The organism is Kineococcus lubricus, assembly GCF_050871965.1.
In the GTDB taxonomy this organism is placed as follows: Bacteria; Actinomycetota; Actinomycetes; order Actinomycetales; family Kineococcaceae; genus Kineococcus.
This window is the reverse complement of sequence record NZ_JBJLSK010000021.1, coordinates 44,928-71,403: the sequence shown is the minus strand read 5'-3', so window position 1 is coordinate 71,403 and position 26,476 is coordinate 44,928. Positions and strand designations below refer to the sequence as shown.

The 26,476-nt window shown below is 75.3% G+C and carries 22 protein-coding genes; 15 read left to right on the top strand and 7 right to left on the bottom strand.

The window, feature by feature from the left end; genetic code table 11:
* Nucleotides 1-120 precede the first annotated feature (120 nt).
* A complete protein-coding gene (locus tag ACRYRX_RS16425; protein ID WP_432513439.1) occupies nt 121-1,056 on the top strand; it encodes a nicotinate-nucleotide--dimethylbenzimidazole phosphoribosyltransferase in 936 nt (311 codons plus the stop codon).
* Here ACRYRX_RS16425 and ACRYRX_RS16420 read toward each other — a convergent pair.
* Nucleotides 981-1,697, bottom strand: coding sequence for a GNAT family N-acetyltransferase (locus tag ACRYRX_RS16420; RefSeq protein ID WP_432513437.1), 717 nt, complete (start codon nt 1,695-1,697; stop codon nt 981-983). The genes ACRYRX_RS16425 and ACRYRX_RS16420 overlap by 76 nt on opposite strands.
* Before the next feature lie 22 nt (nt 1,698-1,719).
* Between ACRYRX_RS16420 and ACRYRX_RS16415 the strand changes: the two genes are divergently transcribed.
* From ACRYRX_RS16415 to ACRYRX_RS16395, 5 genes are all read left to right on the top strand, one after another.
* Nucleotides 1,720-3,222, top strand: a complete 1,503-nt coding sequence (locus ACRYRX_RS16415) for a leucyl aminopeptidase (RefSeq protein ID WP_432513435.1) — start codon at nt 1,720-1,722, stop codon at nt 3,220-3,222.
* Between the two features lie 250 nt (nt 3,223-3,472).
* Complete coding sequence (locus ACRYRX_RS16410; RefSeq protein ID WP_432513432.1) at nt 3,473-3,898, top strand: hypothetical protein; 426 nt, start codon at nt 3,473-3,475, stop codon at nt 3,896-3,898.
* A gap of 232 nt (nt 3,899-4,130) precedes the next feature.
* A complete protein-coding gene (gene lpdA, locus ACRYRX_RS16405; RefSeq protein WP_432513431.1) occupies nt 4,131-5,510 on the top strand; it encodes a dihydrolipoyl dehydrogenase in 1,380 nt (459 codons plus the stop codon).
* 80 nt (nt 5,511-5,590) lie between these two features.
* Complete coding sequence (gene sucB, locus ACRYRX_RS16400; protein WP_432513430.1) at nt 5,591-7,429, top strand: 2-oxoglutarate dehydrogenase, E2 component, dihydrolipoamide succinyltransferase; 1,839 nt, start codon at nt 5,591-5,593, stop codon at nt 7,427-7,429.
* 90 nt (nt 7,430-7,519) lie between these two features.
* Entirely contained in the window at nt 7,520-8,410 is an 891-nt protein-coding gene (locus tag ACRYRX_RS16395) for a TIGR01777 family oxidoreductase (RefSeq protein ID WP_432513428.1), read from the top strand.
* Between the two features lie 16 nt (nt 8,411-8,426).
* On the opposite strand, the gene ACRYRX_RS16390 is transcribed toward ACRYRX_RS16395, so the two are convergent.
* The gene (locus ACRYRX_RS16390; protein WP_432513426.1) at nt 8,427-10,172 is read right to left on the bottom strand and encodes a protein kinase domain-containing protein; all 1,746 of its coding nucleotides are present in this window, start codon (nt 10,170-10,172) and stop codon (nt 8,427-8,429) included.
* A gap of 68 nt (nt 10,173-10,240) precedes the next feature.
* On the opposite strand from ACRYRX_RS16390, the gene ACRYRX_RS16385 reads away from it, so the two are divergent.
* The 3 genes from ACRYRX_RS16385 to lipB are packed head-to-tail and all read left to right on the top strand — an operon-like array spanning nt 10,241 to nt 12,991.
* Nucleotides 10,241-11,569 (top strand): NAD(P)/FAD-dependent oxidoreductase, encoded by a 1,329-nt coding sequence (locus ACRYRX_RS16385; protein WP_432513424.1) that lies wholly within the window; start codon nt 10,241-10,243, stop codon nt 11,567-11,569.
* A complete protein-coding gene (locus tag ACRYRX_RS16380) occupies nt 11,559-12,293 on the top strand; it encodes a Type 1 glutamine amidotransferase-like domain-containing protein (protein ID WP_432513422.1) in 735 nt (244 codons plus the stop codon). The genes ACRYRX_RS16385 and ACRYRX_RS16380 overlap by 11 nt, the downstream gene beginning before the upstream one ends.
* Before the next feature lie 5 nt (nt 12,294-12,298).
* Nucleotides 12,299-12,991 carry a lipoyl(octanoyl) transferase LipB gene (gene lipB / locus ACRYRX_RS16375; protein WP_432513421.1) on the top strand — a complete coding sequence of 231 codons (693 nt, stop codon included), beginning with the start codon at nt 12,299-12,301 and terminating at the stop codon, nt 12,989-12,991.
* Between the two features lie 45 nt (nt 12,992-13,036).
* Here the strand turns inward: lipB and ACRYRX_RS16370 are convergent, their stop codons facing one another.
* Nucleotides 13,037-13,960, bottom strand: a complete 924-nt coding sequence (locus ACRYRX_RS16370; RefSeq protein WP_432513419.1) for an LLM class F420-dependent oxidoreductase — start codon at nt 13,958-13,960, stop codon at nt 13,037-13,039.
* Between the two features lie 50 nt (nt 13,961-14,010).
* Here ACRYRX_RS16370 and ACRYRX_RS16365 point away from each other — a divergent pair, with 50 nt between their 5' ends.
* From ACRYRX_RS16365 to ACRYRX_RS16355, 3 genes are read left to right on the top strand one after another with little or no spacing between them, the layout of a single operon-like run.
* The gene (locus tag ACRYRX_RS16365; RefSeq protein WP_432513417.1) at nt 14,011-15,393 is read left to right on the top strand and encodes a serine hydrolase domain-containing protein; all 1,383 of its coding nucleotides are present in this window, start codon (nt 14,011-14,013) and stop codon (nt 15,391-15,393) included.
* Between the two features lie 20 nt (nt 15,394-15,413).
* Nucleotides 15,414-16,430, top strand: coding sequence for a lipoyl synthase (lipA, locus tag ACRYRX_RS16360; protein WP_432513415.1), 1,017 nt, complete (start codon nt 15,414-15,416; stop codon nt 16,428-16,430).
* A 36-nt stretch (nt 16,431-16,466) separates the two neighbouring features.
* Complete coding sequence (locus ACRYRX_RS16355; RefSeq protein WP_432513413.1) at nt 16,467-17,195, top strand: DUF4191 domain-containing protein; 729 nt, start codon at nt 16,467-16,469, stop codon at nt 17,193-17,195.
* Nucleotides 17,196-17,261: 66 nt separating this feature from the next.
* Here the strand turns inward: ACRYRX_RS16355 and ACRYRX_RS16350 are convergent, their stop codons facing one another.
* Complete coding sequence (locus ACRYRX_RS16350; RefSeq protein WP_432513412.1) at nt 17,262-17,678, bottom strand: RDD family protein; 417 nt, start codon at nt 17,676-17,678, stop codon at nt 17,262-17,264.
* 172 nt (nt 17,679-17,850) lie between these two features.
* Between ACRYRX_RS16350 and glnA the strand changes: the two genes are divergently transcribed.
* Entirely contained in the window at nt 17,851-19,275 is a 1,425-nt protein-coding gene (gene glnA, locus ACRYRX_RS16345) for a type I glutamate--ammonia ligase (RefSeq protein ID WP_432513410.1), read from the top strand.
* Nucleotides 19,276-19,473: 198 nt separating this feature from the next.
* The gene (locus ACRYRX_RS16340; protein WP_432513407.1) at nt 19,474-20,301 is read left to right on the top strand and encodes an NADase-type glycan-binding domain-containing protein; all 828 of its coding nucleotides are present in this window, start codon (nt 19,474-19,476) and stop codon (nt 20,299-20,301) included.
* A 3-nt stretch (nt 20,302-20,304) separates the two neighbouring features.
* Here the strand turns inward: ACRYRX_RS16340 and ACRYRX_RS16335 are convergent, their stop codons facing one another.
* On the bottom strand, nt 20,305-20,685 hold the full coding sequence (locus ACRYRX_RS16335; protein WP_432513405.1) for a PLD nuclease N-terminal domain-containing protein: 381 nt from the start codon (nt 20,683-20,685) through the stop codon (nt 20,305-20,307).
* A gap of 178 nt (nt 20,686-20,863) precedes the next feature.
* Here ACRYRX_RS16335 and fgd point away from each other — a divergent pair, with 178 nt between their 5' ends.
* Entirely contained in the window at nt 20,864-21,874 is a 1,011-nt protein-coding gene (gene fgd / locus ACRYRX_RS16330; RefSeq protein ID WP_432513402.1) for a glucose-6-phosphate dehydrogenase (coenzyme-F420), read from the top strand.
* A 4-nt stretch (nt 21,875-21,878) separates the two neighbouring features.
* Here the strand turns inward: fgd and ACRYRX_RS16325 are convergent, their stop codons facing one another.
* On the bottom strand, nt 21,879-25,016 hold the full coding sequence (locus ACRYRX_RS16325) for a bifunctional [glutamine synthetase] adenylyltransferase/[glutamine synthetase]-adenylyl-L-tyrosine phosphorylase (RefSeq protein ID WP_432513400.1): 3,138 nt from the start codon (nt 25,014-25,016) through the stop codon (nt 21,879-21,881).
* A gap of 10 nt (nt 25,017-25,026) precedes the next feature.
* Nucleotides 25,027-26,370 carry a glutamine synthetase family protein gene (locus ACRYRX_RS16320; protein WP_432513399.1) on the bottom strand — a complete coding sequence of 448 codons (1,344 nt, stop codon included), beginning with the start codon at nt 26,368-26,370 and terminating at the stop codon, nt 25,027-25,029.
* Between the last annotated feature and the right edge of the window lie 106 nt (nt 26,371-26,476).

The following is a 26,476-nucleotide window of genomic DNA, read 5'->3' as shown; positions in this document are numbered from 1 at the left end:
CCCCCCCCCCCCCCCCCCCCCCCCCCCCCCCCCCCCCCCCCCCCCCCCCCCCCCCCCCCCCCCCCCCCCCCCCCCCCCCCCCCCCCCCCCCCCCCCCCCCCCCCCCCCCCCCGCGACCTGGTGGCCGGGCGCGGTCCGCTCGCCGAGCTGGCCGCCCGGGCCGGGGTGCCCGTGGAGGTGCACGCGCTCGGGGTCGACTGGGGCGCGGACGGGCCGGCCGGGGTGCCGGCCGCCGTGGTCGCCCGGGCCGTGCGGCCCTCCGGGGACATCGCCGTGGAGGACGCGCTGACCGCCGAGGAGACCGAGGCCGCGGTGCGCGCCGGGGCGGCCGTGGCCGACGCCGCGGTCGACGCGGGGGTCGACCTGCTGCTGCTCGGCGACCTCGGCGCGGGGGCCACGACGGTGGCCGCGACGCTCGTCGCGGCCTGCCTGCGCAAGGGTGCCGTCGACGTCGTCGGACGCGGCAGCGGGATCGACGACGACGCGTGGATGCGCAAGACCGCCGCGGTGCGCGACGCCGTGCGCCGCGCCCGCAAGCTCGCCACCCGCCCGACGGCGGTGCTGCAGGCCGTCGGCAGCGCCGACGTGAGCGCGGCCGTCGGCTTCCTCCTGCGGGCCGCCGCCCGCCGCACGCCCGTGCTGCTCGACGGGACCGTCGGCGTGGCCGCCGCGCTGGTCGCCTCGCGCGGCGTGCCGGGGGCGGAGAAGTGGTGGCAGGTCGGTGCCGCCACGGCCGAGCCCGCGCAGGCCCTCGCGGTGGACCGGCTGAAGGTGGTGCCGCTGCTGGACCTGGGGGCCGGGCGCGGCGGCGGCACCGGGGCGCTGACCGCGCTGCCGGTGCTGCGGGCCGCGCAGGTGCTGGCCGAGGCCGACGAGGCCGAGCTGCCCCCGCTGCCCGAGCCCGAGCCGGAGCCCGAGGCCGAGCCCGAGGCCACCCCGGAGCCCGCAGCCGTCGCCGCTGAGCCCGCCGCGGAGGACGGTCAGAGCACGCCCGCCGAGCCCGCCGCCGAGCCCGCCGCCGAGCCCGCCGGGGAGAGCACCCGCCCGAACGTGTGACCGGTCGCGGTGACCTCGAGCTCGGTGAACCCGGTGCGGCGGTAGAACGCCACCGCGCCGGGGTTGCGGGCCGAGACGCCCAGGTGCACCCCGGGTGACCCGGCCGCCGCGAGCTGCCCGCACAGCCGCTCGACCAGCGCCCGGCCCACGCCCCGCCCCTGCAGGCGGGGCAGCAGGTCGACGTGCAGGTGGGAGGGGTGGGTGGTCCACACCGGGGACGGCGTGACCGGCTCGTGGACCGACCGCAGCAGGTCGGCGTCGAAGGGGCGGGCCCCGGTGCGGGGGTAGCGCTCCCGCAGCGGCGGCCACCAGCGCTCGGCGCGCCAGCGCTCGAAGCGGGCGGTGTCCAGGCACCCCAGGACGTACCCGGCGGGGCCCTCGTCGTCCAGGACCAGCGTCCCGAAGGCGGCCTCGTGGTGGGCGTAGGGGGCGGCGTAGACGTCGCCGAGGAGGTCGGGGAAGGCCGTCAGGTCGCCGGCGTCGCGACCGGCGTCGCCGGTGAGGCGGCAGATCCGCGACAGCGCCGGCGCGTCCTCGGCGCGGACCGCGCGCCACCGCACCCCCGGCTGGACCTCCTCCTCGCGCCCGTCCCGGCCGTCGCCGACCGGCCCACCCCGTCCTGGTCCACTGCCCCGTTGCACAGGGTCACGTTAGGGTGCCGGGGTGCCGCGTCTCCTCCTCAGCAGCAAGTCGGTCAAGAGCGTGTCCGTGGACGCCCTGGTGCTGGGCCTGGTGCCGGCACCCGCGGGTGCGAAGTCCACCGCGCCGGTCCTGCTGGGGGGTGAGGACCTGCCCCGGGCCACGCGCACCGCGCTCGCCGAGAGCGCCGTGGCGCTCGGCGCGACCGGCGACGCCGGTCAGGTGCACCTGGTGCCGGGGGTGAGCGGCGCGGCGACCCGCCTCGTCGCGCTGGTCGGGGTCGGGCCCGACGCCGACCTGGAGACGCTGCGCCGGGCCGCCGGTTCGGCCGTGCGCGCGCTGGCCGGGTCGCGCCGCGTGGCCCTCGCGCTGCCGCTGCCGGACGCCGCGACCGTGGCCGCGGTGGCCGAGGGCGCCGCGCTGGGCGCCTACGCCTTCACCCGCTACCGCGCGGCCGGCCGCGAGCCGGTGGCCGAGGTGACCCTGCTGGTCGACAAGCCGCGCGACAAGGCGGTCCGGGCCGCCGTCGACCGCGCCGGGGTCGTGGCCGACGCCGTCCACACCGCGCGCGACCTGATCAACACCGCCCCGGCCGACCTGGCCCCGGCCGACCTGGCCGACGCCGCCGTCCGGGCCGCCGAGGGCACCGGGCTGACGGTCCGCGTCCTGGACGAGGACGCTCTGGCCGCCGGCGGGTACGGCGGCATCCTCGGCGTCGGGCAGGGCTCCTCGCGCCCGCCGCGGCTGGTCGTGCTGGAGCACGCACCGGCGCGCGCCAAGGGCCACCTGGCGTTCGTCGGCAAGGGCATCACCTTCGACTCCGGCGGCTTGTCGATCAAGCCGGCGGCCGGCATGGAGACGATGAAGAGCGACATGTCGGGCGCCGCGGCCGTGCTGGCCGCCGTGCGGGCGGTCGCCGAGCTGAAGCTGCCGATCAAGGTCACGGGGTGGCTGGCGGTGGCCGAGAACATGCCCTCGGGCACGGCGATCCGCCCCTCCGACGTGCTGACGATGTTCGGCGGCACGACGGTCGAGGTCCTGAACACCGACGCCGAGGGCCGGCTCGTCCTGGGTGACGCCCTCGTCGCGGCCTCGCAGGAGCAGCCGGACGCCATCGTCGACGTCGCCACCCTCACCGGTGCGCAGGTCGTCGCGCTGGGCAACCGCGTCTCGGGGGTCATGGGCAACGACGACACCTTCCGCGCCGCGGTGCTGGCGGCGGCCGAGCGGGCCGGGGAGTCGTTCTGGCCCATGCCGTTGCCCGACGAGCTGCGCGCCACCCTCGACTCCCCCGTCGCCGACCTGGCCAACATCGGCGACCGCGCGGGCGGGATGCTGGTCGCGGCCGTCTTCCTGCGCGAGTTCGTGGGCGACTCCGCCGCCGGCACCCCGATCCCGTGGGCGCACCTGGACATCGCGGGCCCGGCCTTCGCGACCGGCGAGCCGTGGGGGTACACCCACCGCGGGGGGACGGGCGTGGCGGTCCGCACGCTGGTGGCGCTGGCCGAGGACCACGCGCGCGCCTGACGGACGAGCCAGTCCGGGAACGTTTCCGGGGCGGAAAGGTCTGCAGGAGAAGCAGTTCCTGGGCGACCTCTCCGCCCCCGCAGGCGGTGCTACGCCGAACGGGTGATCCTCACTCCTCAGCCGTCGTGCACGTTGTGCTACTAGATATATGCTCACCGTGACGGCCTAGTTCGGGGGCGTCACCGCCGACCCGTTCGGTTCCCTCATCCAAGCTCCCGGTGTGCACCGGAGCACGTGTCACGGAGGCACCATGTCCACGCGTCAGTCCGTCCAGACCTTCGCCCGCCGCGCGGCCCTGTCCCTCACCGCCGCGGCGGTCATCGCCGGCGGTGGGCTCGGGGCGGCGGCCTCGGCCACCGCGGCGCCCGGCACCGCGACGACGGTCACCAAGACCGCCCCCGGCCTGGGGACGACGACGCAGGAGACCCAGCGCAAGGAGTCCTCCACCGCGCGCAAGGAGTCCTCCACCGCGCGCAAGGAGTCCTCCACCGCGCGCAAGGAGTCCTCCACCGCCCGCAAGGAGGGCGTGGTCACCCGCAAGGAGTCCGTCGTCACCCGCAAGGAGTCGGTGGTGACGCGCAAGGAGTCCGTGGTCACCCGCAAGGAATCCACGGTCGAGCGCAAGGAGAGCGCGGTCGCCCGCAAGGAGTCGACCACCGCCGAGAAGGAGCGCTGACCGGGGTCGCACCCCACGGCCCGCGACGTCGACCCCCCGACACCGGCCACGACGCCCCCGCGAACGGCACCTCCCCCTCGGGAGGTGCCGTTCGCGCGTCCGGGCACCGGCTGCGGCGGGCGCCGTCCCGCGGGCCCGCGACCCACCACGCACCCCCTCGCGCCTCGGCCGGGGCGCAGTGAGAGGATCGCGAAGGAGCAGTCGCCAGCACAGCCGACTTCAGGAGCATTTCGTGGCAGGTGCCGCCGAGCAGGAGTACGACGTCGTCATCCTCGGGGGAGGCAGTGGGGGTTACGCCGCCGCACTGCGTGCCGCCGAGCTGGGCCTGTCCGTGGCCCTGGTGGAGAAGGACCGGCTGGGGGGGACCTGCCTGCACCGCGGGTGCATCCCGACCAAGGCCCTGCTGCACGCCGCCGAGGTCGCCGACACGGCCAGGGAGTCCGAGGCGTTCGGCGTCCGCGCCACGTTCGACTCGATCGACATGGCCGGGGTGAACAAGTACAAGGACGGCGTCATCGCCCGGCTCTACAAGGGCCTGCAGGGGCTGGTGAAGTCGCGCAAGGTCGAACTGGTCGCCGGGACCGGCAGGCTCGTGGGCAAGAACACCGTCGAGGTCGACGGCGTCCGCTACACGGGCAGGAACGTCGTGCTCGCCTCCGGTTCCTACTCCCGCAGCCTGCCCGGTCTGGAGATCGGCGGCCGCGTCATCACCAGCGAGCAGGCCCTGGCCCTGGACTCGGTGCCCCGCAAGGTCGTCGTCCTCGGCGGCGGGGTCATCGGCGTCGAGTTCGCCAGCGTCTGGCGGTCGTTCGGGGCGGACGTCACCATCGTCGAGGCCCTCCCCCACCTCGCCCCCCTCGAGGACGAGGCCATCAGCAAGGCCCTCGAACGCGCCTTCCGCAAGCGCGGCATCGCCTTCTCCCTCGGCGTCCGGTTCAAGGGCGTGGAGCAGAACGAATCCGGCGTCGTCGTGACCCTGGAGGACGGCAAGACGTTCGAGGCCGACCTCCTCCTCGTCGCCGTGGGCCGCGGGCCGAACACGGCCGGCCTGGGCTACGAGGAGCAGGGCATCACCATGGACCGCGGGTTCGTCCTGACCGACGAGCGCCTGCGGACGAACGTCGAGGGCGTCTACGCCGTCGGCGACATCGTCCCCGGTCTGCAGCTGGCCCACCGCGGGTTCGCCCAGGGCATCTTCGTGGCCGAGGAGATCGCCGGTCTCGACCCCCAGCCCGTGGACGAGGTCGGCATCCCCAAGGTCACCTACTGCGAACCCGAGATCGCCTCGGTCGGGCTCACCGAGGCCAAGGCCCGGGAGAAGCACGGCGACGTCGACGTGCTCGAGTACAACCTCGGCGGCAACGGCAAGAGCCAGATCCTGGGCACCACCGGTTTCGTGAAGCTGGTGCGGCAGAAGGACGGTCCCGTCGTCGGCGTGCACATGATCGGTTCGCGGATGAGCGAGCAGGTCGGCGAGGCCCAGCTCATCGTGAACTGGGAGGCGTACCCCGAGGACGTCGCGGCCCTCGTGCACACGCACCCCACGCAGAACGAGGCGCTCGGCGAGGCGTTCCTGGCGCTGGCCGGCAAGCCCCTGCACTCGCACTCGTAGCCCCTCGGGCGACTCGTCCGAAACCCCTGAACCCGCGGCGTCCCCGGGCGCCGGAACCGTCCGTGAGGAGAACCGTAGAGATGTCGAACTCGGTGCAGATGCCCGCTCTCGGCGAGAGCGTGACCGAGGGCACCGTGACGCGGTGGCTGAAGCAGGTCGGTGACACGGTCGCCGTGGACGAGCCGCTGCTGGAGGTCTCGACCGACAAGGTCGACACCGAGATCCCCTCCCCGGTCGCCGGGGTGCTCCTGGAGATCCTGGTCCCCGAGGACGAGACCGCCGAGGTGGGCGCGGACCTGGCCCGCATCGGCGAGGAGTCCGAGCAGGGCGGTTCCGCGGACGCCCCGGCCCCCGCCGCGGAACCGGCTCCCGCACCGCAGCCCGAACCCCAGGCCCAGCCCCAACCCCAGGCCCAGCCCGAACCCCCGGCGCAGCCGGCCGCCGAGGCGCCCGCCGCGCCGGCCGCCTCCGGCGGCTCGGGAGCCGGGCAGGCCGTCAAGATGCCCGCCCTGGGCGAGTCCGTCACCGAGGGCACCGTGACCCGCTGGCTGAAGTCCGTGGGCGACAGCGTCGAGGTCGACGAGCCGCTGCTGGAGGTGTCCACCGACAAGGTCGACACCGAGATCCCCTCCCCGGTCGCCGGCACGCTGCTGGAGGTCCTGGTCGGCGAGGACGAGACCGCCGAGGTGGGCGCGGACCTGGCCCGCATCGGCGACGCGTCCGCGCAGTCGGCCCCGGCCCCGCAGGCCCCCGCCGCCGAACCGGCCGCGGCGCCGGTCCCGGCCGCCGAGGAGTCGCTGGCCGACGAGGTGCAGGAGCGGGAGGCGGCGCGGTCGCAGGCCGAGGCCGCGACCCAGCCGTCGGCCACCCCCGCCGCCGAACCCGCCGCCGCCCCGGCCCAGACCGCCGCCCCGGCGGCCCCCGCCGCCGCCCCCGCCGCGGCGCCCGCCGCGCAGGCCCCGGCCACCGGCGGCAGCACCTACGTGACGCCGCTGGTCCGCAAGCTCGCCAAGGAGCTCGGCGTCGACCTGTCCTCGCTCACCGGGACCGGCGTCGGTGGCCGGGTCCGCAAGCAGGACGTCCAGGAGGCCGCGGACAAGGCCAAGGCGGAGAAGGCGGCCGCGGAGAAGGCGGCCGCGCCGGCCCCCGCAGCGGCGGCTCCGTCGTCGGCCGCGCCCGCCCCGGCCGTGGAGGTCTCCCCCAAGCGGGGCACCACCGAGAAGATGTCGCGGCTGCGCAAGGTCATCGCCCAGCGCATGAAGGAGTCGCTGCAGAACTCCGCGCAGCTGACCACCGTCATCGAGGTCGACGTCACCCGCATCGCGCGGCTGCGCGCCCGGGCCAAGGACTCCTTCGCGGCGAACGAGGGCGCGAAGCTGACGTTCCTGCCGTTCTTCGTCAAGGCCGCGGTCGAGGCGCTCAAGCAGCACCCCTCGCTGAACGCCAGCATCGACGGCGAGAACATCGTCTACCACGGCAGCGAGAACATCTCCCTCGCCGTGGACACCCCCAAGGGCCTGATCACCCCGGTGATCAAGGACGCCGGCGACCTGAACCTCGGCGGCCTGGCCCGCAAGATCGCCGACCTCGCGGCCCGCACCCGGGCCAGCAAGATCACCCCCGACGACCTGTCCGGCGGCACCTTCACCATCACCAACACCGGCAGCATCGGGGCCCTGTTCGACACCCCGATCCTCAACGCCCCGCAGGTCGCCATCCTCGGCACCGGCGCGATCGTCAAGCGCCCCGTCGTCCTCACCGACGCCGAGGGCCAGGAGACCATCGCGATCCGCTCGATGATGTACCTGGCGCTGTCCTACGACCACCAGATCGTCGACGGCGCCGACGCGGCCCGCTTCCTGCAGACCGTCAAGAAGCGCGTCGAGGCCGGCGCGTTCGAGGGCGACCTCGGTCTCTGAGGTCCCGCACCGTCCCACCGGCAGCCCCGTCCCTCCTGCGAGGGACGGGGCTGTTCCGTCTCCCCGCCCGTCCAGCCCCCAGGAGTTCCAGTGCGCACCGTCGTCAGCGGGGCCAGCGGCCTCATCGGCCGTCACCTCGTCGCCCACCTCCGAAGCGCCGGTCACGACGTCCTGACCCTCGTGCGGCGCCCCGCGCGCGAACCGCACGAGGTGACGTGGGACCCCACGACCGGTTCCCTCGACCCCGCCGCCCTGCGCGGGGTGGAGGCGGCCGTCAACCTGTCGGGAGCCGGGGTCGGCGACCGGCGCTGGAACGACGCCTACAAGGAGACGATCCTGCGCTCACGGGTCTCGACGACCGCGACGCTCGTCCAGGCCCTGCTCCGCCTGGACCAGGCTCCCCGGGTCCTGGTGAACGCCTCGGCGATCGGGGCCTACGGCGACGGCGGGTCGACCGTGCTCGACGAGGGCTCCCCCCGCGGGGACGACTTCCTCGCGCACGTCGTGCAGGAGTGGGAAGGGGCCGCCGCGCCGGCCGCCGACGCCGGGATCCGGGTGGCGCTGGCCCGCACCGGCCTGCTGGCCAACCCCGTCGGCGGGGCGTTCGGGCAGCTGCTCACCCTGTTCCGCCTGGGTCTGGGCGGGCCGCTGGGTTCGGGGCTGCAGTGGTGGAGCCCCATCACCATGCCCGACGAGCTCGCGGCGCTGGAGTTCCTGCTCACCCACGACGTGTCCGGGCCGGTGAACCTCGTGTGCCCCGAACCGGCCACCAACCAGGCGCTGACCACCGCGCTGGGAGCGGCGCTGCACCGCCCCGCCCTGCTGCCCGTACCCGCAGCCGCCCTGCGCCTGGCGCTCGGCGAGTTCGCCGCTCAGCCCCTCGGCAGCCAGCGCGTCGTCCCGCGCGTCCTGCTGGAGGCGGGGTTCCGCTTCCGCCACCCCGACGTCCCCGCCGTGACGGCCTGGCTGGCGCAGGCCTGAGACCGCTGCGGAGCGCTCAGCCGACCGAGGCCACGCGCCACTCCCCCGCGACGCGCTGCAGGGTCAGGACCGAGGTCCGGGGCTCGCCGGCAGGCACCCGCGACCGGGTCCCGGCCCCGGACACCACGACGTGCTCACCGGTCGTGACGTCGGCCTGCAGCACCCAGCGGTCGCCGTCGCGGGAGACCTCGCGAACGGCGACCACGTCGAAGGCGAGGGCCTCGAACGTCGACCCGGTGGCGGCCAGCTCGGCGAGGGCGGCCTCGTCGGCCGCCCGGGCCGCGCCGGCGGGGACGTCCACGTCGTCCAGCGCCTGCACCCGTCCGCTGGTGAAAGCCCGAGCCCGGCGGTCGGCCAGCTCCGACACGACGGCGAGGGCGTCGTCGCCGCGCAGCACCTCCGCCCCGACCGGCTCCCCGACCGGCTCCCCCACCGGCTCCGTCGTCGCCGGCTGCGGAGCCGCCACGGGGTCGACCGCCGGGGGCTCGGCCGCCTCGGGTTCGGCCCGCGCGGGGTCCGCCGTCGCCGCGACCGCGACCGGCGCGGTCGCCGGTCCACCGTCCGCGCGCAGCCCGAGGACGAGCACGGCCCCGGCGGCCAGGGGCACCAGCACCGCCGCCACCAGCACCGGACGCACCCGGCGCCGCGACGGCCGCACGGACCGGCGCCCTCCCGCGGCGGGCCGGGCACCGGCCGGCGCGGGCGCCACGACCGGTGCGGCCGACCGCACCCGACGGGTCACCGCCGGGGGCGCGGGAGCCGGCCCGGCCTCCGCGCCGGCGTCGGGGTGCGGCGCCGGAGCGGGCACCACCGCGGGCGCCACCGGGGAAGCGAGCGCAGGGGCGACCGCAGGGGCGCGGACCGCGCGCGGGCGGGCCGCGGCCGCCACGGCGGTCGCGAGCTCACCGGGGGTGGGCCGGCGGGACGGCTTGCGGTGCAGTCCTTCGCGCAGCGCGGCGAGGACCGCACCGGCGTTCTGCGTCGGCAGGCCGGCGACCGCGCGCCGGTGCGCCGAGCGGGCCCCGAAGGCACCGGTGACGGGCGGCACCTCCCCGGTCAGCGCGAACCACGCCAGCGCCGCGAGGCCGTAGACGTCCGAGGCCGCGCCCACCCCCTCCCCCGCGAGCGCCGCCGGGTCGGCGAACCCGGGAGTGCCCAGCACGCTGCCGTGCCGGCGGCCGAGGGCGCGCGAGACGCCGAGGTCGGCCAGCAGCGGCTCACCCCGGGCGTCGAGCAGGACGTTGCCGGGGGCGATGTCGCCGTGGACGACCCCGGCGGCGTGCAGGTCCTCCAGCGCGGGCCCCAGCACGTGCACGAGGCCGGAGACCTCCCCGGCGGACAGCCGCCGGCGGCCGGTGAGCACCCCCGCCAGCGAACCGCCGGGGGCCAGGTCCAGGACGAGCACCGGACGGCCCTCGGCGTCGGTGGAGATGTCGTGGACGGCCACGACCCGGGGGTGCCGGACGCGCCGCAGCATCGACAGCTCGGCCAGCAGGTCCGCGTCGGGAGCGGCGCCGTCGGGCCCGGCGAGCACCTTCAGCGCCCGCTCCACGCCGTCCACGCCCGTCCCGGCCCACACCACGCTCGACCCGCCGGCCCCGACCAGGCGGCCCACCGCGTACCCGTCGACGACCGGCGGCCGGCGGCGGGGGTCGTCGCCCAGGGCGGCCAGCGCGTCGCGTCGCCACTGCCGCAGCGGGCCGGCGCCGCCGCCGCGCCGGGGCCGGTCCAGGGGCCCGGTGGTGGGGTCGGTGAGGGTCACCGGGACAGGGTGACGCACCGGCGGGGACTGCCGCGCTCGTTGTCCACAGGCTCGATACGCTCTGGGGCGTGACCGTTGGCTCCCTTCCCGACATCCACCACCCGCCCGCCGCCCTGCGGGGGTCCGCCGAGGTCGTCGTCATCGGCGCAGGCCTGGCCGGCCTGGCCTGCGCGCGGCACCTGAGCGCCGCCGGCGTCGACGTCCAGGTCGTGGAGGCGGCGCAGGCCGTGGGCGGCCGGGTGCGGTCGGAGACGGTCGACGGCTTCCGGGTGGACCGGGGGTTCCAGCTGCTGAACCCCGCCTACCCGGAGGTCGTGAAGGTCCTCGACCTCGACGCCCTCGACCTGCAGCCGTTCGACGCGGGCGTCGCCGTGCACAGCCGGGGCCGCGTCAGCACGGTGCGCGACCCGCGCCGGCACCCGGGGGCGGTGCTGGACGCGCTGCGCTTCCCGCTGGGCTCGGCGCGGGAGAAGGCGGCGCTCGCGCGCTGGCTGCTGAAGACGACGTCGGCCGCCGACCTGAAGGGGGCGGACGCGGGGTGGGCGCAGGCGCTGGACGCCGCCGAGGTCACCGGTGAGCTGCGCCGGTCGGTGCTGGAGCCGTTCCTGGCCGGTGTCGTCGGGGAGGCTGAGGGGACGACGTCGCGGCGCTTCGTCGACCTGCTGGTGCGCACGTTCCTGCGCGGCACCCCGGGCCTGCCGGCGGGCGGGATGCAGGCGGTGCCCGACCAGATGGCCGCGGCCCTGCCGGCCGGCACGGTGGTGACGGGCGTGGAGGTGCGGCACATCGGCCTGGCTCCCCGGTCGCTGGTGGTGGAGACCGCCGGGGGCGGGGTGAACTGCGAGGCGATCGTCGTGGCGACCGACGCGTACGCCGCGGCGCACCTGGTCCCGGCGCTGCGCGTGCCCGACAGCCACGCCCTCTCGACGTTCTGGTTCGGGACGGCGACGTCGCCGGCGCCGCAGTCGCGGGCCAGGCTCCTCCACCTCGACGGTGACCGGTCCGGTCCGGTCGTGAACTCCGCGGTGATCTCGGCGGTGGCCCCGCAGTACGTGCGGGCGGGGTCGGAGCACCGTGCGCTGGTGAGCGCGCAGGTCCTCGGTGCGGACGTCTCCTCCGCGACCGAGGAGCGGGTCCGTCAGCAGCTGGGCCGCGTCTACGGCGTGAACACCGCGGCGTGGACGCGGGTCGCGGCGCACGCGATCCCGCACGCGCTGCCGGTCGTGGCGCCGCCGTTCGAGGGCCCGCAGCCCGTCGACGTCGGGGACGGGGTGTTCGTGGCCGGTGACCACCGGGAGAACGCCTCGCTGCAGGGGGCGCTGGTGTCGGGTCGCCGCGCCGCCGACGCCGTGCTGACGAAGGCCTTCGGCCGCAACGGGTTCAAGCGTGCCGGCTGAACGACCGACGATCGTCGCCACGTCCGGGGGCCTGGTCCGCCGGGAACGGGGCGGCGTGGACTGGGCCGGCACCGTGCACCTGGCGACCGCGCTGGCCCGGGTCCCGGACGGCCGGGCGCCGCGGCTGACGTACCTGGGGACGGCGGGCGGGGACCAGCGGTCGTGGGCCGCGGAGGTCCACGCCGCCGGGGAGCGGGCGGGTTTCCGCACGACCGTCCTGGACCTGTTCCCGATGCCGAGCGTGGAGGACCCCGCCGGGCAGCTGCTCGCCTCGGACGCGGTCTGGGTCGGCGGCGGTTCGGTGGCGAACCTGCTCGCGGTGTGGCGGGTGCACGGGCTGGAGGAGGCGTTCCGCGCGGCGTGGGAGGCCGGGGTCGTGCTCGGCGGGGTGTCGGCGGGGTCGATCTGCTGGTTCACGGGCGGGACCACCGACTCGTTCGGCCCGGTGCTGCGCCCGGTGACGGACGGGCTGGGGCTGCTGCCGTACGGCAACGGGGTGCACTACGACTCCGAGGCCCGCCGTCGCCCGCTGGTGCACGAGCTCGTGGCCTCGGGGGTCCTGGGCGAGACGCACTGCAGCGACGACGGCGTGGGTCTGGTGTACCGGGACACCGAGCTGGTCGAGGCCGTCACCGAGGTCCCCGGCAAGGGCGCGTACGTCGTGCGCCGCGGAGCCGAGGGGGTCGTGGAGACGCGCGTCGAACCGCGGGACCTGCGGGGGTGACGCGGGTGCCGGTGGCGGAGCTGGTCGTCGAGCCCGTGCGGCTCGGTGCGGGGCTGGTGGACTACGCCGAGGCGTGGGAGCTGCAGCGGACCCGGCACGCGCAGGTGGTCGCCGGGGACGCCCCGGACACGGTGCTGCTGCTGGAGCACCCGCCGGTGTACACGGCGGGACGCCGCACGAACTCCTGGGAACGTCCCGACGACGGGACCCCGGTCGTGGACGTGGACCGCGGGGGGCGGATCACCTGGCACGGCCCCGGCCAGCTCGTGGGCTACCCGGTGGTGCGGTTGCGCGGGGCGCTGGACGTCGTGGGGTACGTGCGCCGGCTGGAGGAGCTGCTCATCGCGGTCGCGGCGCGGTTCGGCGTCGAGGGGTACCGCGTGGAGGACCGGACCGGGGTGTGGACGGCGGACGAGCCGCTGGCCCCGGGGTGGCGGCCGGAGAACAAGCTCGCCGCGATCGGGGTGCGCGTGGCCCGGGGCGTGACGATGCACGGTTTCGCGCTGAACTGCGACACGGACCTGCGGGGTTTCAGCCGCATCGTGCCGTGCGGGTTGCCCGACGCGGGCGCGACGTCGCTCAGCGCCGGCGCGGGCCGGCGGGTCGGGGTGCTGGAGGCGGCGGCGGTGGTGGCCGAGCTGCTGCCCGGCGCGGACCTGCCCGGGGCGGGCCCGGTCCCGCCGCCGCCTCCGGGCTAGCCGCTCACCCCGCGGGGCGACGGTTCCGGCGACGCCGTGGTCCGGTCACAGCTGGGGTGCGACCTGCGCGGCGACGAGGTCGAGGTGGTCGAGGTCGGACAGGTCGAGGACCTGCAGGTAGAGGCGCTCGACCCCCGCCTCGGCGTACCGGCCGATGGCGTCGACCACTTCCGGGACGGTGCCGGCCAGCCCGTTCTCGCGCAGGTCCGCCGGTTCCCGGCCGATGGCCGCGGCCCGCCGGGCGAACTCGGCCTCGTCGCTGCCGGCGCACAGCACCAGGGCGGCCGAGTACGTCAGGTCCTGCGGGTCGCGCCCGGCGGCGGTGCAGGCGGCGCGCACCCGCCCGAACCGTTCGGCGGTCTCCTGCGGGGAGCTGAAGGGGACGTTGAACTCGGTCGCGTACCGCGCCGCGAGCGCGGCTCCGCGGGGCCGTGCCGCGCCGCCGACGACGATCGGCACGGTGGGCTGGACGGGGCGGGGCAGCGCCGGGGAGTCGGTCAGCGCGTAGTGCCGGCCCTGGAACTTGTACGTCTCCCCCACCGGGGTCGCCCACATCCCGGTGATGAGGGCGAGCTGCTCCTCGAAGCGCTCGAACCGCTCGCCCAGGGGCGGGAAGGGGATGCCGTACGCGGTGTGCTCGGCCTCGTACCACCCGGCCCCGAGGCCGAGCTCGACGCGACCGCCCGACATCTCGTCGACGCCGGCGACCTGGATGGCGAGCACGCCGGGGTGGCGGAACGTGGCCGAGGTGACGAGCGTGCCGAGCCGGATCGAGGTGGTGTCGCGGGCCAGGCCCGCCAGGGTCGTCCAGGCGTCGCTCGGGCCGGGGAGCCCGTCGCCGCCCATCGTGAGGTAGTGGTCGGACCGGAAGAACGCGGAGAACCCGGTCTCCTCGGTCCGGACGGCGACGCGGCGCAGGGTCTCGTAGCTGGCGCCTTGCTGGGGTTCGGTGAAGATGCGCAGGTCCACGGGCGCATCCTGTCGCGTCGTCCCGGTGCGCTCTCTGGCAGGGTCGGTCCATGACGACCGTGCTGCTGCCCTCGACGACCCGCACCCTGGACGACCTGCTGTCCGGTGCGCAGGCGGGGTCCCGGCTGCCCTCGGTGGTGGCCGGGCTCGTGCGCGACGGGGAGCTGGTCTGGACCGGGGCGGCGGGCACGACGGGGGTGCCGGGCGACCCGGGCCCGGAGACGCAGTACCGCATCGGGTCGATCACGAAGACGTTCGTGGCCGCGGCGGTCCTGCGGGCGGTGGAGGACGGGCTCGTGGGCCTGGAGGACCCCGTCCGCGCCCACCTGCCCGAGCTGACCGACGGCGTGGGGCGGGTGACGGTCGGTCAGCTGCTGGGGCAGGCCGGTGGGGTGCAGGCCGAGACCGACGGCCCGTGGTGGGAGCGGACGGAGGGCGGGGACTGGGCCTCGCTGGTCCCCCTGCTGGGTGAGGGGGCGCTGCGGCACCGCCCGGGCACCCGCTTCCACTACTCCAACGTGGGGTTCGGGGTGCTCGGCGAGCTCGTCGCCCGGGTGCGGTCGGCGCCGTGGCACGAGGTCGTGCGCGCGCAGTTCCTGGAGCCGCTGGCCATGACGCGCACCTCGCTGCGCCCGCAGGCGCCCGCCGCGCAGGGGCTGGCGGTGCACCCGTGGGCCGACGTCGTCCTGCCCGAGCCGGAGCACGACGCCGGGGCGATGGCCCCGGCGGGGCAGGTCTGGTCGACGGTCCTCGACCTGGCCCGCTGGGCCGCCGTGGTGGCCGGGACCTCGCCGGTGCTGCAGCGCGCCACGGTGGAGTCGATGTGGGAGCCGCAGAGCGTCGACGACGCCCGCGCGGGGGCCTGGACGAGCGGTTACGGGCTGGGGTTGCAGGTGTGGAACGCCGGGGGCCGGCGCTTCGCGGGGCACTCGGGGTCGATGCCCGGTTTCGTCGCGATGCTGCGCGTGGACGTCGCCACGGGGGACGCCGTGATCGCCCTGACGAACTCCACGACGGGTTTCGGCGACCTGCCCGCCCGGTTGCTGTCGACGCTGCTGGAGACCGAGCCGCACCCGCCGGTGCCGTGGGTGCCGCGGGAGGTGCCCGCCGACGTGCTGGAGCTGGTCGGGCCCTGGTACTGGGGCCCGGCCCCGCTGCTGGTGCGCGCGACGGCCTCGGGCTTCGAGCTGGCGGGCATGCACGGCGCCGGGCGCGGGTCGCGGTTCGTGCGCGAGCGCGTGGTGGGGGGCGAGCAGGTCTGGCGGGGCCTGGACCACTACTACGCCGGTGAGCTGCTGCGCCCGGTCCGCGGCGACGACGGGGCGGTGTCGCACCTGGACCTGGCCAGCTTCCGGCTGACCCGCACGCCGTACGACCCGGCGGCCGACGTGCCCGGCGGGGTCGACGGGCGGGGGTGGACGCCCCTGTCGTGACCGCCACGTACGCTGGTGGGGTGACGATCGCACCGGAAGGCCGGCGCATGCTGCGCATCGAGGCGCGCAACGCCGAGACGCCGATCGAGCGGAAGCCGGACTGGATCCGCACGAAGGCCCGCACCGGGCCGGAGTACACCGAGCTGAAGGGCCTGGTGAGGTCCGGCGGCCTGCACACCGTGTGCGAGGAGGCGGGCTGCCCCAACATCTACGAGTGCTGGGAGGACCGCGAGGCCACGTTCCTCATCGGCGGCTCCGAGTGCACCCGCCGGTGCGACTTCTGCCAGATCGACACCGGCAAGCCGTCGCCGCTGGACCGCGACGAGCCCCGCCGGGTCGCCGAGAGCATCCGCACGATGGGGCTGCGGTACGCGACGATCACCGGCGTCGCGCGCGACGACCTCGCCGACGGCGGGGCGTGGCTGTACGCCGAGACGATCCGGCAGACCCACGCGCTCAACTCCGACGGCGACTTCCACACGGGCGTGGAGATCCTCGTCCCGGACTTCAACGGCCGCCCCGAGCTGCTGCAGCAGGTCTTCGACGCGCAGCCGGAGGTCTTCGCGCACAACGTCGAGACGGTGCCGCGGATCTTCAAGTCGATCCGCCCGGCGTTCCGCTACGAGCGGTCCCTGGACGTCATCACCCAGGGCCGGAACGCGGGGCTGGTGACGAAGTCGAACCTCATCCTGGGGATGGGCGAGACCGACGAGGAGGTCCTGGCCGCGCTGCGGGACCTGCACGAGGCCGGCTGCGACATCATCACGATCACCCAGTACCTGCGCCCGACGCCGCGGCACCACCCGGTCGAGCGGTGGGTGAAGCCGGAGGCGTTCGTGGAGTTCTCCCAGGCCGCCGAGGAGATGGGCTTCGCCGGCGTCATGGCCGGTCCGCTGGTGCGCTCCTCGTACCGCGCGGGACGGCTGTGGGCCGGGGCGATGCGGAAGCGCGGGGTGGCGATCCCCGAGCAGCTGGCGCACCTGGACAAGGAGACCCCCGCTGCTCAGGAGGCGTCCAGCCTGCTGGCCCGGCGCTGAACCCGGCCCCCGCGGGGGGCACGTATCCTTGCGCGCATGGCACGACGAGGCTCCGGCGGCGCGACCGCCGCACCGAAACCCAAGAAGCAGCGGTGGGCCCGGACCCGTCAGCTGAAGCAGGTCTACGACATGACCGTGCGGGTCGACCCCGCGACCCGGTGGTGGCTGCTGCTGGCGTTCGGCGGGCCGATCGTCCTCGGCCTGCTCCTGGGCCTGCTGGTGGACCACCCGATCTACTTCACGATCCTGGGTCTGCTGCTGGGCGTCCTGGCGGCGATGTTCGTGCTGGGCCGGCGCGCCGAGCGCGCGGCGTACGTGAACCTCGAGGGTCAGAAGGGCGCCGCGGGCGCGGCGCTGTCCTCGATCCGCCGGGGCTGGACGATCGAGCAGGAGCCGGTGGCCGCCGAGGCCCGCAGCCAGGACATGGTCTTCCGGGCCGTCGGGCGCGGCGGGATCGTCCTGGTCGGCGACGGCCCGCCCACCCGCGTCCGCCGGTTGCTGGAGGCGGAGAAGCGCAAGGTCGCGCGGGTCGTCCCCAACGTGCCGGTGCACCTGTTCACCGTCGGTGACGGCGGCTCGGAGGGCGAGGTGCCGCTGCGCAAGCTCGCCTCCCGCGTGCAGCGCCTCAAGCCGCAGCTGACCAAGCAGGAGGTCGCCGCCGTGCAGAAGCGGCTGCGCGCCCTGGGCGGGATCCGGCCGCCGGTCCCCAAGGGCATCGACCCGATGAACGCCCGTCCCGACCGCCGGGCCATGCGCGGGCGCTGACCCGCGCGGAGCTCCGTGACCGCAGCCCCCTCGGCCCCCGGCCGCAGGGGGCTGCGTGCGTCCGGGCTACCGCCGGACGACGACGGTGCGGGAGGCGCGGTCGTGCAGCCCGCGGCGGTCGCCGTCGAAGACGACGGCGGGGATGACCAGGGTGAGCAGGACCGCGCGGGCCGCGCCGAGCGCCAGACCGACCGGGCGTCCGTCCAGCCGGCGCACCACGAGGCCGGCGACGGCGTGGCCGATGCTCATCCCCACGGTCGAGACGAGCAGCACGTGCATGGCGAAGAAGACGAGCAGGGGGCCCAGGTCCCGGCCCAGGCCGGTGAGGAAGGCCCGCGCGATGAGCGTCGCGACGGCCCAGTCGACGAGGAGCCCCACCACGCGCCGGCCCCAGCCCGCGACGGCGCCACGCCCGGAGGCGGGCAGCCCGAGCCGCGCACCGGCGGGCGGGTCGGGGGGCTGGCTGGTCGTCGGGTCGGCCACCGAACCAGGGTACGTGCCGGCCGCCGGGGTCCCCGGTCCGCCCTGTCGCCCGCCCTGACGCGTCGGTAAGGTTGCGGAAACGCCGACGTAACGAGCATGAAACATCGTGCGCCTACGGTCGGCGCGTCCGCGGCGGCTCGACACCCGGGCCGGATCCGTTCCTGGAGGTTGGATGTTCAGCAACGCCCAAGACGTCATCGACTACATCGCGCGCGAAGACGTGAAGTTCGTCGACATCCGGTTCTGCGACCTGCCCGGTGTCATGCAGCACTTCACCGTCCCGGCCAGCACGGTGGACGTCGACGCACTGTCCGAGGGCCAGATGTTCGACGGGTCCTCGATCCGCGGCTTCCAGGCCATCCACGAGTCGGACATGAAGCTCATCGCGGACGTGACGTCGGCCTTCGTGGACCCGTTCCGCAAGGAGAAGACCCTCGTCATCAACCACTCGATCGTGGACCCGTTCACGAACGAGGCGTACAGCCGCGACCCGCGGAACATCGCGGCCAAGGCCGAGGCGTACCTGAAGACCACCGGGATCGCGGACACCGTCTTCTTCGGCCCCGAGGCCGAGTTCTACATCTTCGACGACGTGCGGTTCGAGACCAACCAGCGCGAGTCGTACTACCACATCGACTCCATCGAGGCCGCGTGGAACACCGGCCGCAAGGAGGAGGGCGGGAACCTCGGGTACAAGACCCGCTACAAGGGCGGGTACTTCCCGGTCGCCCCGATCGACCACTTCTCGGACCTGCGCGACGAGATGGTCGTGGAGCTGGAGAAGGCCGGCCTGCAGGTCGAGCGCGCGCACCACGAGGTGGGCACCGCCGGTCAGGCCGAGATCAACTACAAGTTCGACACCCTGAAGAACGCCGGCGACCAGCTGCTGCTCTTCAAGTACATCATCAAGAACGTGGCGCTGCGCAACGGTCACACCGTGACCTTCATGCCCAAGCCGCTGTTCGGTGACAACGGTTCGGGCATGCACTGCCACCAGTCGCTGTGGAAGAACGGCGAGCCGCTGTTCTACGACGAGAAGGGTTACGGCGGCCTGTCCGACCTGGCCCGCTGGTACATCGGCGGTCTGCTGCACCACGCGCCGTCGCTGCTGGCCTTCACGAACCCGACGGTGAACTCCTACCACCGCCTGGTCCCGGGCTACGAGGCCCCGGTCAACCTGGTCTACTCGGCCCGCAACCGCTCGGCGTGCATCCGCATCCCGATCACCGGGAACTCCCCGAAGGCCAAGCGCATCGAGTTCCGCGTGCCGGACCCGTCGGCCAACCCGTACCTGGCGTTCGCGGCGCAGCTCATGGCCGGCCTGGACGGCATCAAGAACCGCATCGAGCCGGCCGACCCGGTCGACAAGGACCTCTACGAGCTCCCGCCCGAGGAGCACGCGAACATCAAGACGGTCCCCTACGACCTCGGGTCCGTGCTGGACGCGCTCGAAGCCGACCACGAGTACCTGCTCGAAGGCGGCGTGTTCACCGCCGACCTCATCGAGACGTGGATCGACTACAAGCGCACCAACGAGATCGACCCGATCCGGCTGCGCCCGCACCCGCACGAGTTCGAGCTCTACTACGACATCTGATCCTCCGCCGGATCCGCTGCCGCGGTGAGTCGTCCCGGACCCCCGCCCCCTCCTGGGGGCGGGGGTCCTCGGCGTTCGTGGACACCCGGCGTGGTCGGGCTGCTGACTCACCGCCACGACCGGGAGTATCTTGTGCACCTCCGGTGACAGGACGTCGCCGCGCCGCTTCGACACGACGACCCGAGGACGGGGTGCCCGGTGCCGACCACCACCACCTGCCGTGCGTGCCGCGCCGGCATGCGCGAGGCCGACACCTTCTGCTGGACCTGCGGTGAGCGCCGCGAACCGGTTGCCCCGCAACGGCTGGAGGTCGTCACCGAACCGCGCGCCCGGCCCCGGTCGTGGCCCGTGGTCGGGGTGGTCGCCCTCGGCCTCGTCGCGGCGGTCGGGGTGTCCCTGTGGTGGCTGCTGCGCCCCTCCGACGACGCGGCCCGCACGGTCGCCGCCCCCTCCCCCAGCGCTGCTCCCGCCACCGCGTCCGCTCCCGCGCCGGTCCCCCCGGCCGAGCCCGCGGCGAACGCCCCGGCCCCCACGGCCACCTACCCGGTGGGGCCCGTCGTCCCGACCGGCGCGACCGCGCCGAGCACCTCCCCCGACAGCGCCGACGCCGCCGGGCGCACCACCGGCTACGACGTCGAGAACGTGCTCGACGGTTCGCCGTCGACGGCCTGGCGGACCGAGGGCGACGCGACGGGCTCCACGCTGACGTTCACCTTCGACGGCACGGTCCGCCTCACCGAGGTCGGGCTGGTCAACGGTTTCGCGAAGGTCGACCCGTACGACGGGACCGACCGCTACGAGCAGGGCCGGCGCATCACCGCGGTGACGTGGACGTTCCGGACCGCGGCGGGACCGGTCCCGGTGCGCCAGACGCTGCGCGACGGCGACCGCGGGGTGCAGCGCCTGACGGTCACGCCCGTGGAGGCGACGGCGGTGGACCTCACGATCGAGGACGTGACCCGTCCGGGCGCGGGCGGGCGGTTCGACCGCACCGCCATCAGCGACGTGGCGTTCGCGAACTCCTGAACCTCACCCCGTCGGGGTGCCGTCCTCGCGGCGGGCGCGGCGCACGGCCGCGTCGAACTCGGCGTCCACCCGCGCCTGCTCCCGGGCGACCCGGCGGTCGACCTCGTCGCGCGCCGGGGCGGCGTCGGGGCGCTCGTGCTCGGGGAACCCGCTCGTGCGCGCGTACCAGTGCCCGTCACCGCGACCGGGCCCGGACCCGGCGGCGCGTCCCGGGCGGCCGGCGACCAGCCAGGCGATCCCGCCGACGAGGGGCAGCAGCACGATGAGGAACACCCACGTCACCTTGGGCAGGTTGCGGACCCGCCCGGAGTCGGTCTGGACGCAGTCGACGAGGCAGAAGACGAGCATCGCGAGCTTGAGCGCGAAGGGCAGGAGACGGATCACGTGGTTCCCCGGGGTCGGTGCTGTGCGGCCGCGGTGGACCCTAGGGGGTGCGGGCTGCCCGGTGGGGGGGTTCGCGCCCGTCACCACCCGGTCGGGCGTGCGTGATCGGCGGACGTAGGTTGTCGCCGTACGCACAGCTGTCCGCACGACGGGAAGGTGGAGAACGGTGAGCCATACGGTGGACACGCACGGTCAACCTCTGAAGCTGGGCTACAAGGCGTCCGCGGAGCAGTTCACTCCCGGCGCCCTGGCCGACTTCGCCGTCCAGGCCGAGGACCAGGGCCTGGACTCGGTGTGGATCTCCGACCACTTCCAGCCCTGGCGCCACGTCGACGGCCACGCCCCCGCGGCCCTGACCTGGCTGCCGTGGGTCGCGGCCAAGACGTCCCGCGTCCAGCTGGGCACCAGCGTCCTGACCCCCACCCTGCGCTACAACCCCGCCGTCATCGCCCAGGCCTTCGCCACCCTGGGCGTCCTGGCCCCGGGCCGGGCGATCCTGGGCGTCGGCACCGGTGAGGCGCTCAACGAGCACGCCGTCGGCGTGGACTTCCCCGAGACCCGCGAACGGTTCGCCCGGCTGCGCGAAGCCGTGCGGCTCATCCGGAAGCTGTGGAGCGAGGAGCGCGTCACCTTCGAGGGCGAGTACTACCGCCTGCACGACGCCACCGTCTACGACCGCCCCGAGCAGCCGGTCCCGATCTACGTCGCCGGCGGCGGGCCGGGGGTCACCAAGTACGCCGGCCGGGCCGGGGACGGGTACATCTGCACCTCCGGCAAGGGCATGGACCTGTACTCCGAGACCCTGCTGCCGGCGCTGCGGGAGGGGCTGGAGGCGTCGGGGCGCGCCGAGGACCGGATCGACCGCACCATCGAGATCAAGCTGTCCTTCGACGAGGACCCGGCCCGGGCGCTGGAGAACACCCGGTTCTGGGCGCCGCTGTCGCTGACCGCGGAGCAGAAGGCGCAGGTCCACGACCCGGTCGAGATGGCCCGGCTGGCCGACGAGCTGCCCATCGAGCAGGTCGCCAAGCGCTGGATCGTCTCCTCCGACCCGGCCGAGGTCGCCGCCCGGGTGCAGGAGTACGTCGACGCCGGGTTCACCCACCTGGTCTTCCACGCCCCCGGCCACGACCAGTCCCGGTTCCTGACCCAGTTCACGACCGACGTCGTGCCGCTGCTGCGTCCCTGACGGTTCAGACCCCGCTGCGGCCGTAGAAGACGCGTTCGACGACGGCCCGGCAACGGCGGGTGGTGCGCAGGTACAGCTCCTCGAACTCCCGGGAGCTGCCCGGTTCGAAGCCGAACATGCGCGCCACCCCGTCCAGGTCCCGCGCCTGGGTGGGCAGCGAGTCGCCGGGTTTCCCCCGCCACAGCGCGACGGCGTTGCGGGCCCGGGAGGCGAGGTCCCACGCCGTCAGGAGCACGTCGGCGTCCTCGGCCGACACCAGCCCGGCCGCGGCCGCGGCGCGCAGCGCGCCGGGGGTCGACAGCGAGCGCAGCCCCTCGTGCTCGGCGGCGTGCTGCAGCTGCAGCAGCTGCGCGGTCCACTCGACGTCGGAGATCGCGCCGCGGCCCAGCTTCAGGTGGCGGGCGGGGTCGGCGCCGCGGGGCAGCCGCTCGGCCTCGACGCGGGCCTTGATGCGCCGCACCTCGCGCACGTCGGTCTCCGACAGGCCGCCCGCGGGCCAGCGCAACGGGTCGACGAGGGCGAGGAACCGTTCCCCGAGGTCGGCGTCCCCGGCGACCGGGCGCGCCCGCAGCAGCGCCTGCGCCTCCCAGGACAGCGACCAGCGCCCGTAGTAGGCGCGGTAGCTGTCCAGGGACCGCACCAGCGGGCCGTTGCGCCCCTCGGGGCGCAGGTCGGCGTCCACCTCCAGCCCCGGTTCGGGGCCGGCGGTCCCGAGCCGGCGGCGCAGGTCGGAGACGACCTCGGTGGCGACCTTCTGCGCGTGCGTCTCGTCGGCCCCCGGCAGCGGGTCGTGGACGAACAGGACGTCGGCGTCGCTGCCGTACCCCGTCTCCCCCGCCCCGAGCCGGCCCATGCCGACGACCAGGACCCGCGTGGGCAGCGGCCCCCCGGCGCGGCGCTCGGCCTCCCGCAGCGTGCAGCGCAGCGCGACGTCGAGGACGGCCTGGTCGGCGTCGGCCAGCGCCCGGCCCACCCCGGCGAGGTCGCGGGCGCCCACGAGGTCGGCCACCACGGTGCGGAACTGCTCGCGCCGGCGGACCCCGCGGGCCGCGAGGACCGCGGCGTCCGGGTCGTCGCGGCGCCCGGCGGCGGCCTCGGCGTCGGCGATGACCTCGTCGACGTCCTCGGCGGCGAGCCGGTCGTCGTCGGCGAACACCGCGACGGCCTCGGGTGAGCGCATCAGCAGCTCGGTCGGCATCCGCGCCGCGGACAGCACGTAGGCGAGGCGTTCGGCGGCGGCCCCGGCGTCGCGCAGCATGGTGAGGAACCACTGGGTCCCGGCGAGCGCCTCGGACACCTGCCGGAACGCGAGGAGCCCGGCGTCGGGGTCGGCGCCGTCGGCGAACCAGCCGAGCATGACGGGCAGCAGCGTCCGCTGGATGCTCGCGCGGCGGCTGACCCCGCCGGTGAGGGCCTGCAGGTGGCGCAGGGCGCCGGCGGGGTCGCGGTAGCCCAGGGCGGCGAGCCGCTCGCGGGCGGCCTCGGTCGACAGCTGCGCGCCCAGGCGCGCGTCGGCGGCGGGGAGCTTGGCGACGGCGGTCAGCAGCGGCCGGTAGAAGAGCTTCTCGTGCAGCCGCCGCACGTCGCGGCGGGTGCCGCGCCACACCTCGTCGAGGGCCTGGACCGGGTCCGGGCGCAGGCCCAGGGACCGCCCGAGGCGGCGCAGGTCGGCCTCGGCGGTGGGCAGGACGTGCGTGCGGCGCAGCCGGTGGACCTGGATGCGGTGCTCCAGGGACCGCAGCAGCCGGTAGTCGCGGTCGAGCTCGCCGGCGTCGCTGCGGCCGACGTACCCGTACGCGGCGAGCGCTTCGAGGGCTTCGAGGGTGTTCGCGCTGCGCCGCAGCCGTTCGTCGCTGCGGCCGTGGACCATCTGCAGCAGCTGGATGCTGAACTCGACGTCGCGCAGGCCCCCCGACCCCAGCTTCAGCTGCCGGTCGGCCTCCTTGGAGGGGATGAGGGACTCCACGCGGCGCCGCATGGCCTGCACCTCGGCGACGAACCCGTCGCGCTCGCTGGCGCTCCACACCATCGGCGCGATCGCGGTGAGGTAGTCCCAGCCGAGGTGGGCGTCCCCGGCGACGGGGCGGGCCTTCAGCAGGGCCTGGAACTCCCAGGTCTTGGCCCAGCGGCGGTAGTACTCCACGTGGCTGGCCAGGGTCCGCACGAGCGGGCCGGCCTTGCCCTCCGGGCGCAGCGCGGCGTCGACCTCCCACAGGGTGCCCTCGCCGGTCGGGGTCGAGCAGATCCGCTGCAGCGCGGCGGCCAGCTTCGTGCCGACGGCCAGGGCGTCGTCCTCGGCCGCCCCGGGCGCCGGTTCGGCGACGTAGACGACGTCGACGTCGGACAGGTAGTTCAGCTCCCGGCCGCCGGTCTTGCCCATGCCGATGACGGCCAGCCGGCAGGCCCGGTGGGACCCGGGCCCGGTGGCCGGGTCGTGCCCGGGCAGCTCGGCGCGGGCGGCGGCCAGGGCCGCCTCCAGGGCCGCCGCGGCGAGGTCGGCGAGCTCGGCGGAGGTGACGTGCAGGACGGCCAGCGGGTCGGCCGAGGCGAGGTCGCGGCCGGCGAGCCCGAGGAGCCGGCGGCGGTAGGCGACCCGCAGCTCGTCCTCGGGGGCGCGCCGGCAGCGGCCGGGGTCGGCGACGGGGACGTCGGCGGCGGGGTCGGCGCCCACGGCGGTGAGCAGTTCGGCGCGCAGCTCCCCCGGGTCCGGCGGCACGGCCGAGACGAGCACCGTCCAGTGCGCGGGGTGGCGCACGAGGTGGTCGCCGAGGGCCACCGACCCGCCGAGGACGCCCAGCAGCCGGGCGAGGGTGCCGCCGGTCCCGGGGGCGTCCCCGCCGCGGAGCAGGTCGAGCGCGGCGGCCACGACCTCGGCGTCGGCCGGGGACGTGTCGCGGTCGGTCCCGGCGGTGAGGGCCTCGGCCCAGCGGACCAGGCCCAGCAGGGCCTGGTCGGGGTCGGCGGTCCGGCCCAGCGCCCGCACGAGGGCGCCGGTGCCGCCGGTGAGCTCCGCCTCGCCCTCGGCCCGCACGACCCCGGCCAGGGCGGGGTCGCGCAGCAGCCGCAGGCAGCGCTCGGGGTCGGCGAACCCGGCCCGGACGAGCTGCGCGGCCGCCGACGACCGCCGGCCCGGGGTGCTCATCGCCGGGTGCTCACAGCAGCGGGAGGTACCGCTGCAGCTCGAACGGGGTGACCTGCGCGCGGTAGTCGGCCCACTCCTGGCGCTTGTTGCGCAGGAAGTAGTCGAAGACGCCCTCGCCGAGGGTCTCGGCGACGAGCTCGGAGCGCTCCATCACGTAGATGGCGTGCTCCAGGCTCTGCGGCAGCGGTTCGATGCCCATGGAGCGGCGCTCGGCGTCGGTGAGCGACCACACGTCGTCCTCGGCGCCGTCGGGCAGCTCGTAGTCCTCCTCGATGCCCTTCAGGCCCGCGCTGAGCAGCAGGGCGAACGCCAGGTACGGGTTCGCGGCCGAGTCCAGCGCGCGGTACTCCACGCGCACCGACTGGCCCTTGGACGGCTTGTACATGGGGACCCGCACGAGCGCGGAGCGGTTGTTGTGGCCCCAGCAGATGTAGCTGGGCGCCTCCCCGCCGGACCACAACCGCTTGTAGGAGTTCACGAACTGGTTCGTGACGGCGGTGATCTCCGCGGCGTGCCGCAGGATGCCGGCGATGAACTGCCGGCCGGTGCGGGAGAGCTGGTACTCGGCCCCGGCCTCGTAGAAGGCGTTGGCGTCCCCGTCGAACAGCGACAGGTGGGTGTGCATCCCCGAGCCCGGTTCCCCGGCGAGGGGCTTGGGCATGAAGCTGGCGTAGACGCCCTGGTCGCGCGCGACCTCCTTCAGGACGGTGCGGAACGTCATGATGTTGTCCGCGGTCGTCAGGGCGTCGGCGTAGCGCAGGTCGATCTCGTTCTGGCCCGGGCCGCCCTCGTGGTGGCTGAACTCGACCGAGATGCCCATGCTCTCCAGCGTGGAGATGGCGGTGCGGCGGAAGTCCGTCGTCGTGCTGCCGGGGTGGTTGTCGAAGTACCCGACGTAGTCGACCGGCTCGGGCGTCTGCCCCCGCTCCAGCGGGCCCTTGAAGAGGTAGAACTCGATCTCGGGGTGCGTGTAGAACGTGTAGCCCGCCTGGGCGGCCTTGTCCAGGGCCCGCTTGAGGACGAAGCGCGGGTCCGAGCGCGCCGGCTGGCCGTCGGGGGTCAGGATGTCGCAGAAGATGCGCGCGGTGCCCTGGTGCTCGTCGGTGGTGCGCCAGGGCAGCACCTGGAAGGTCGACGGCTCGGGCTGCAGGAGCATGTCGGACTCCGAGACGCGGCTGAGGCCCTCGATGGCCGACCCGTCGAAGCCGATGCCCTCGCCGAAGGCGCCCTCGAGCTCGGCGGGGGCGATGGCGACGGACTTCAGCGTCCCGATGACGTCGGTGAACCAGAGCCGGACGAAGCGGATGTCCCGCTCCTCCAGCGTCCGGAGGACGAACTCCTGCTGGCGGTCCATGGCACCCTCTCTGCTCGCTCCGTTCGCCGGGACCGCGCGGTCCCCGCTGCCCCGCGCGGGTCGGTGCGGTCATCATCGCGCACCGGCCCACCGGGCCGGTCCCGCA

Coding starts and splice junctions, on each gene's coding strand:
- ACRYRX_RS16365 (WP_432513417.1), top strand. CDS start 14,011: ATGACGACCGTGCTGCTGCCCTCGACGACCCGCACCCTGGACGACCTG.
- ACRYRX_RS16355 (WP_432513413.1), top strand. CDS start 16,467: ATGGCACGACGAGGCTCCGGCGGCGCGACCGCCGCACCGAAACCCAAG.
- glnA (WP_432513410.1), top strand. CDS start 17,851: ATGTTCAGCAACGCCCAAGACGTCATCGACTACATCGCGCGCGAAGAC.
- ACRYRX_RS16410 (WP_432513432.1), top strand. CDS start 3,473: ATGTCCACGCGTCAGTCCGTCCAGACCTTCGCCCGCCGCGCGGCCCTG.
- ACRYRX_RS16320 (WP_432513399.1), bottom strand. CDS start 26,370: ATGGACCGCCAGCAGGAGTTCGTCCTCCGGACGCTGGAGGAGCGGGAC.
- ACRYRX_RS16325 (WP_432513400.1), bottom strand. CDS start 25,016: ATGAGCACCCCGGGCCGGCGGTCGTCGGCGGCCGCGCAGCTCGTCCGG.
- sucB (WP_432513430.1), top strand. CDS start 5,591: ATGTCGAACTCGGTGCAGATGCCCGCTCTCGGCGAGAGCGTGACCGAG.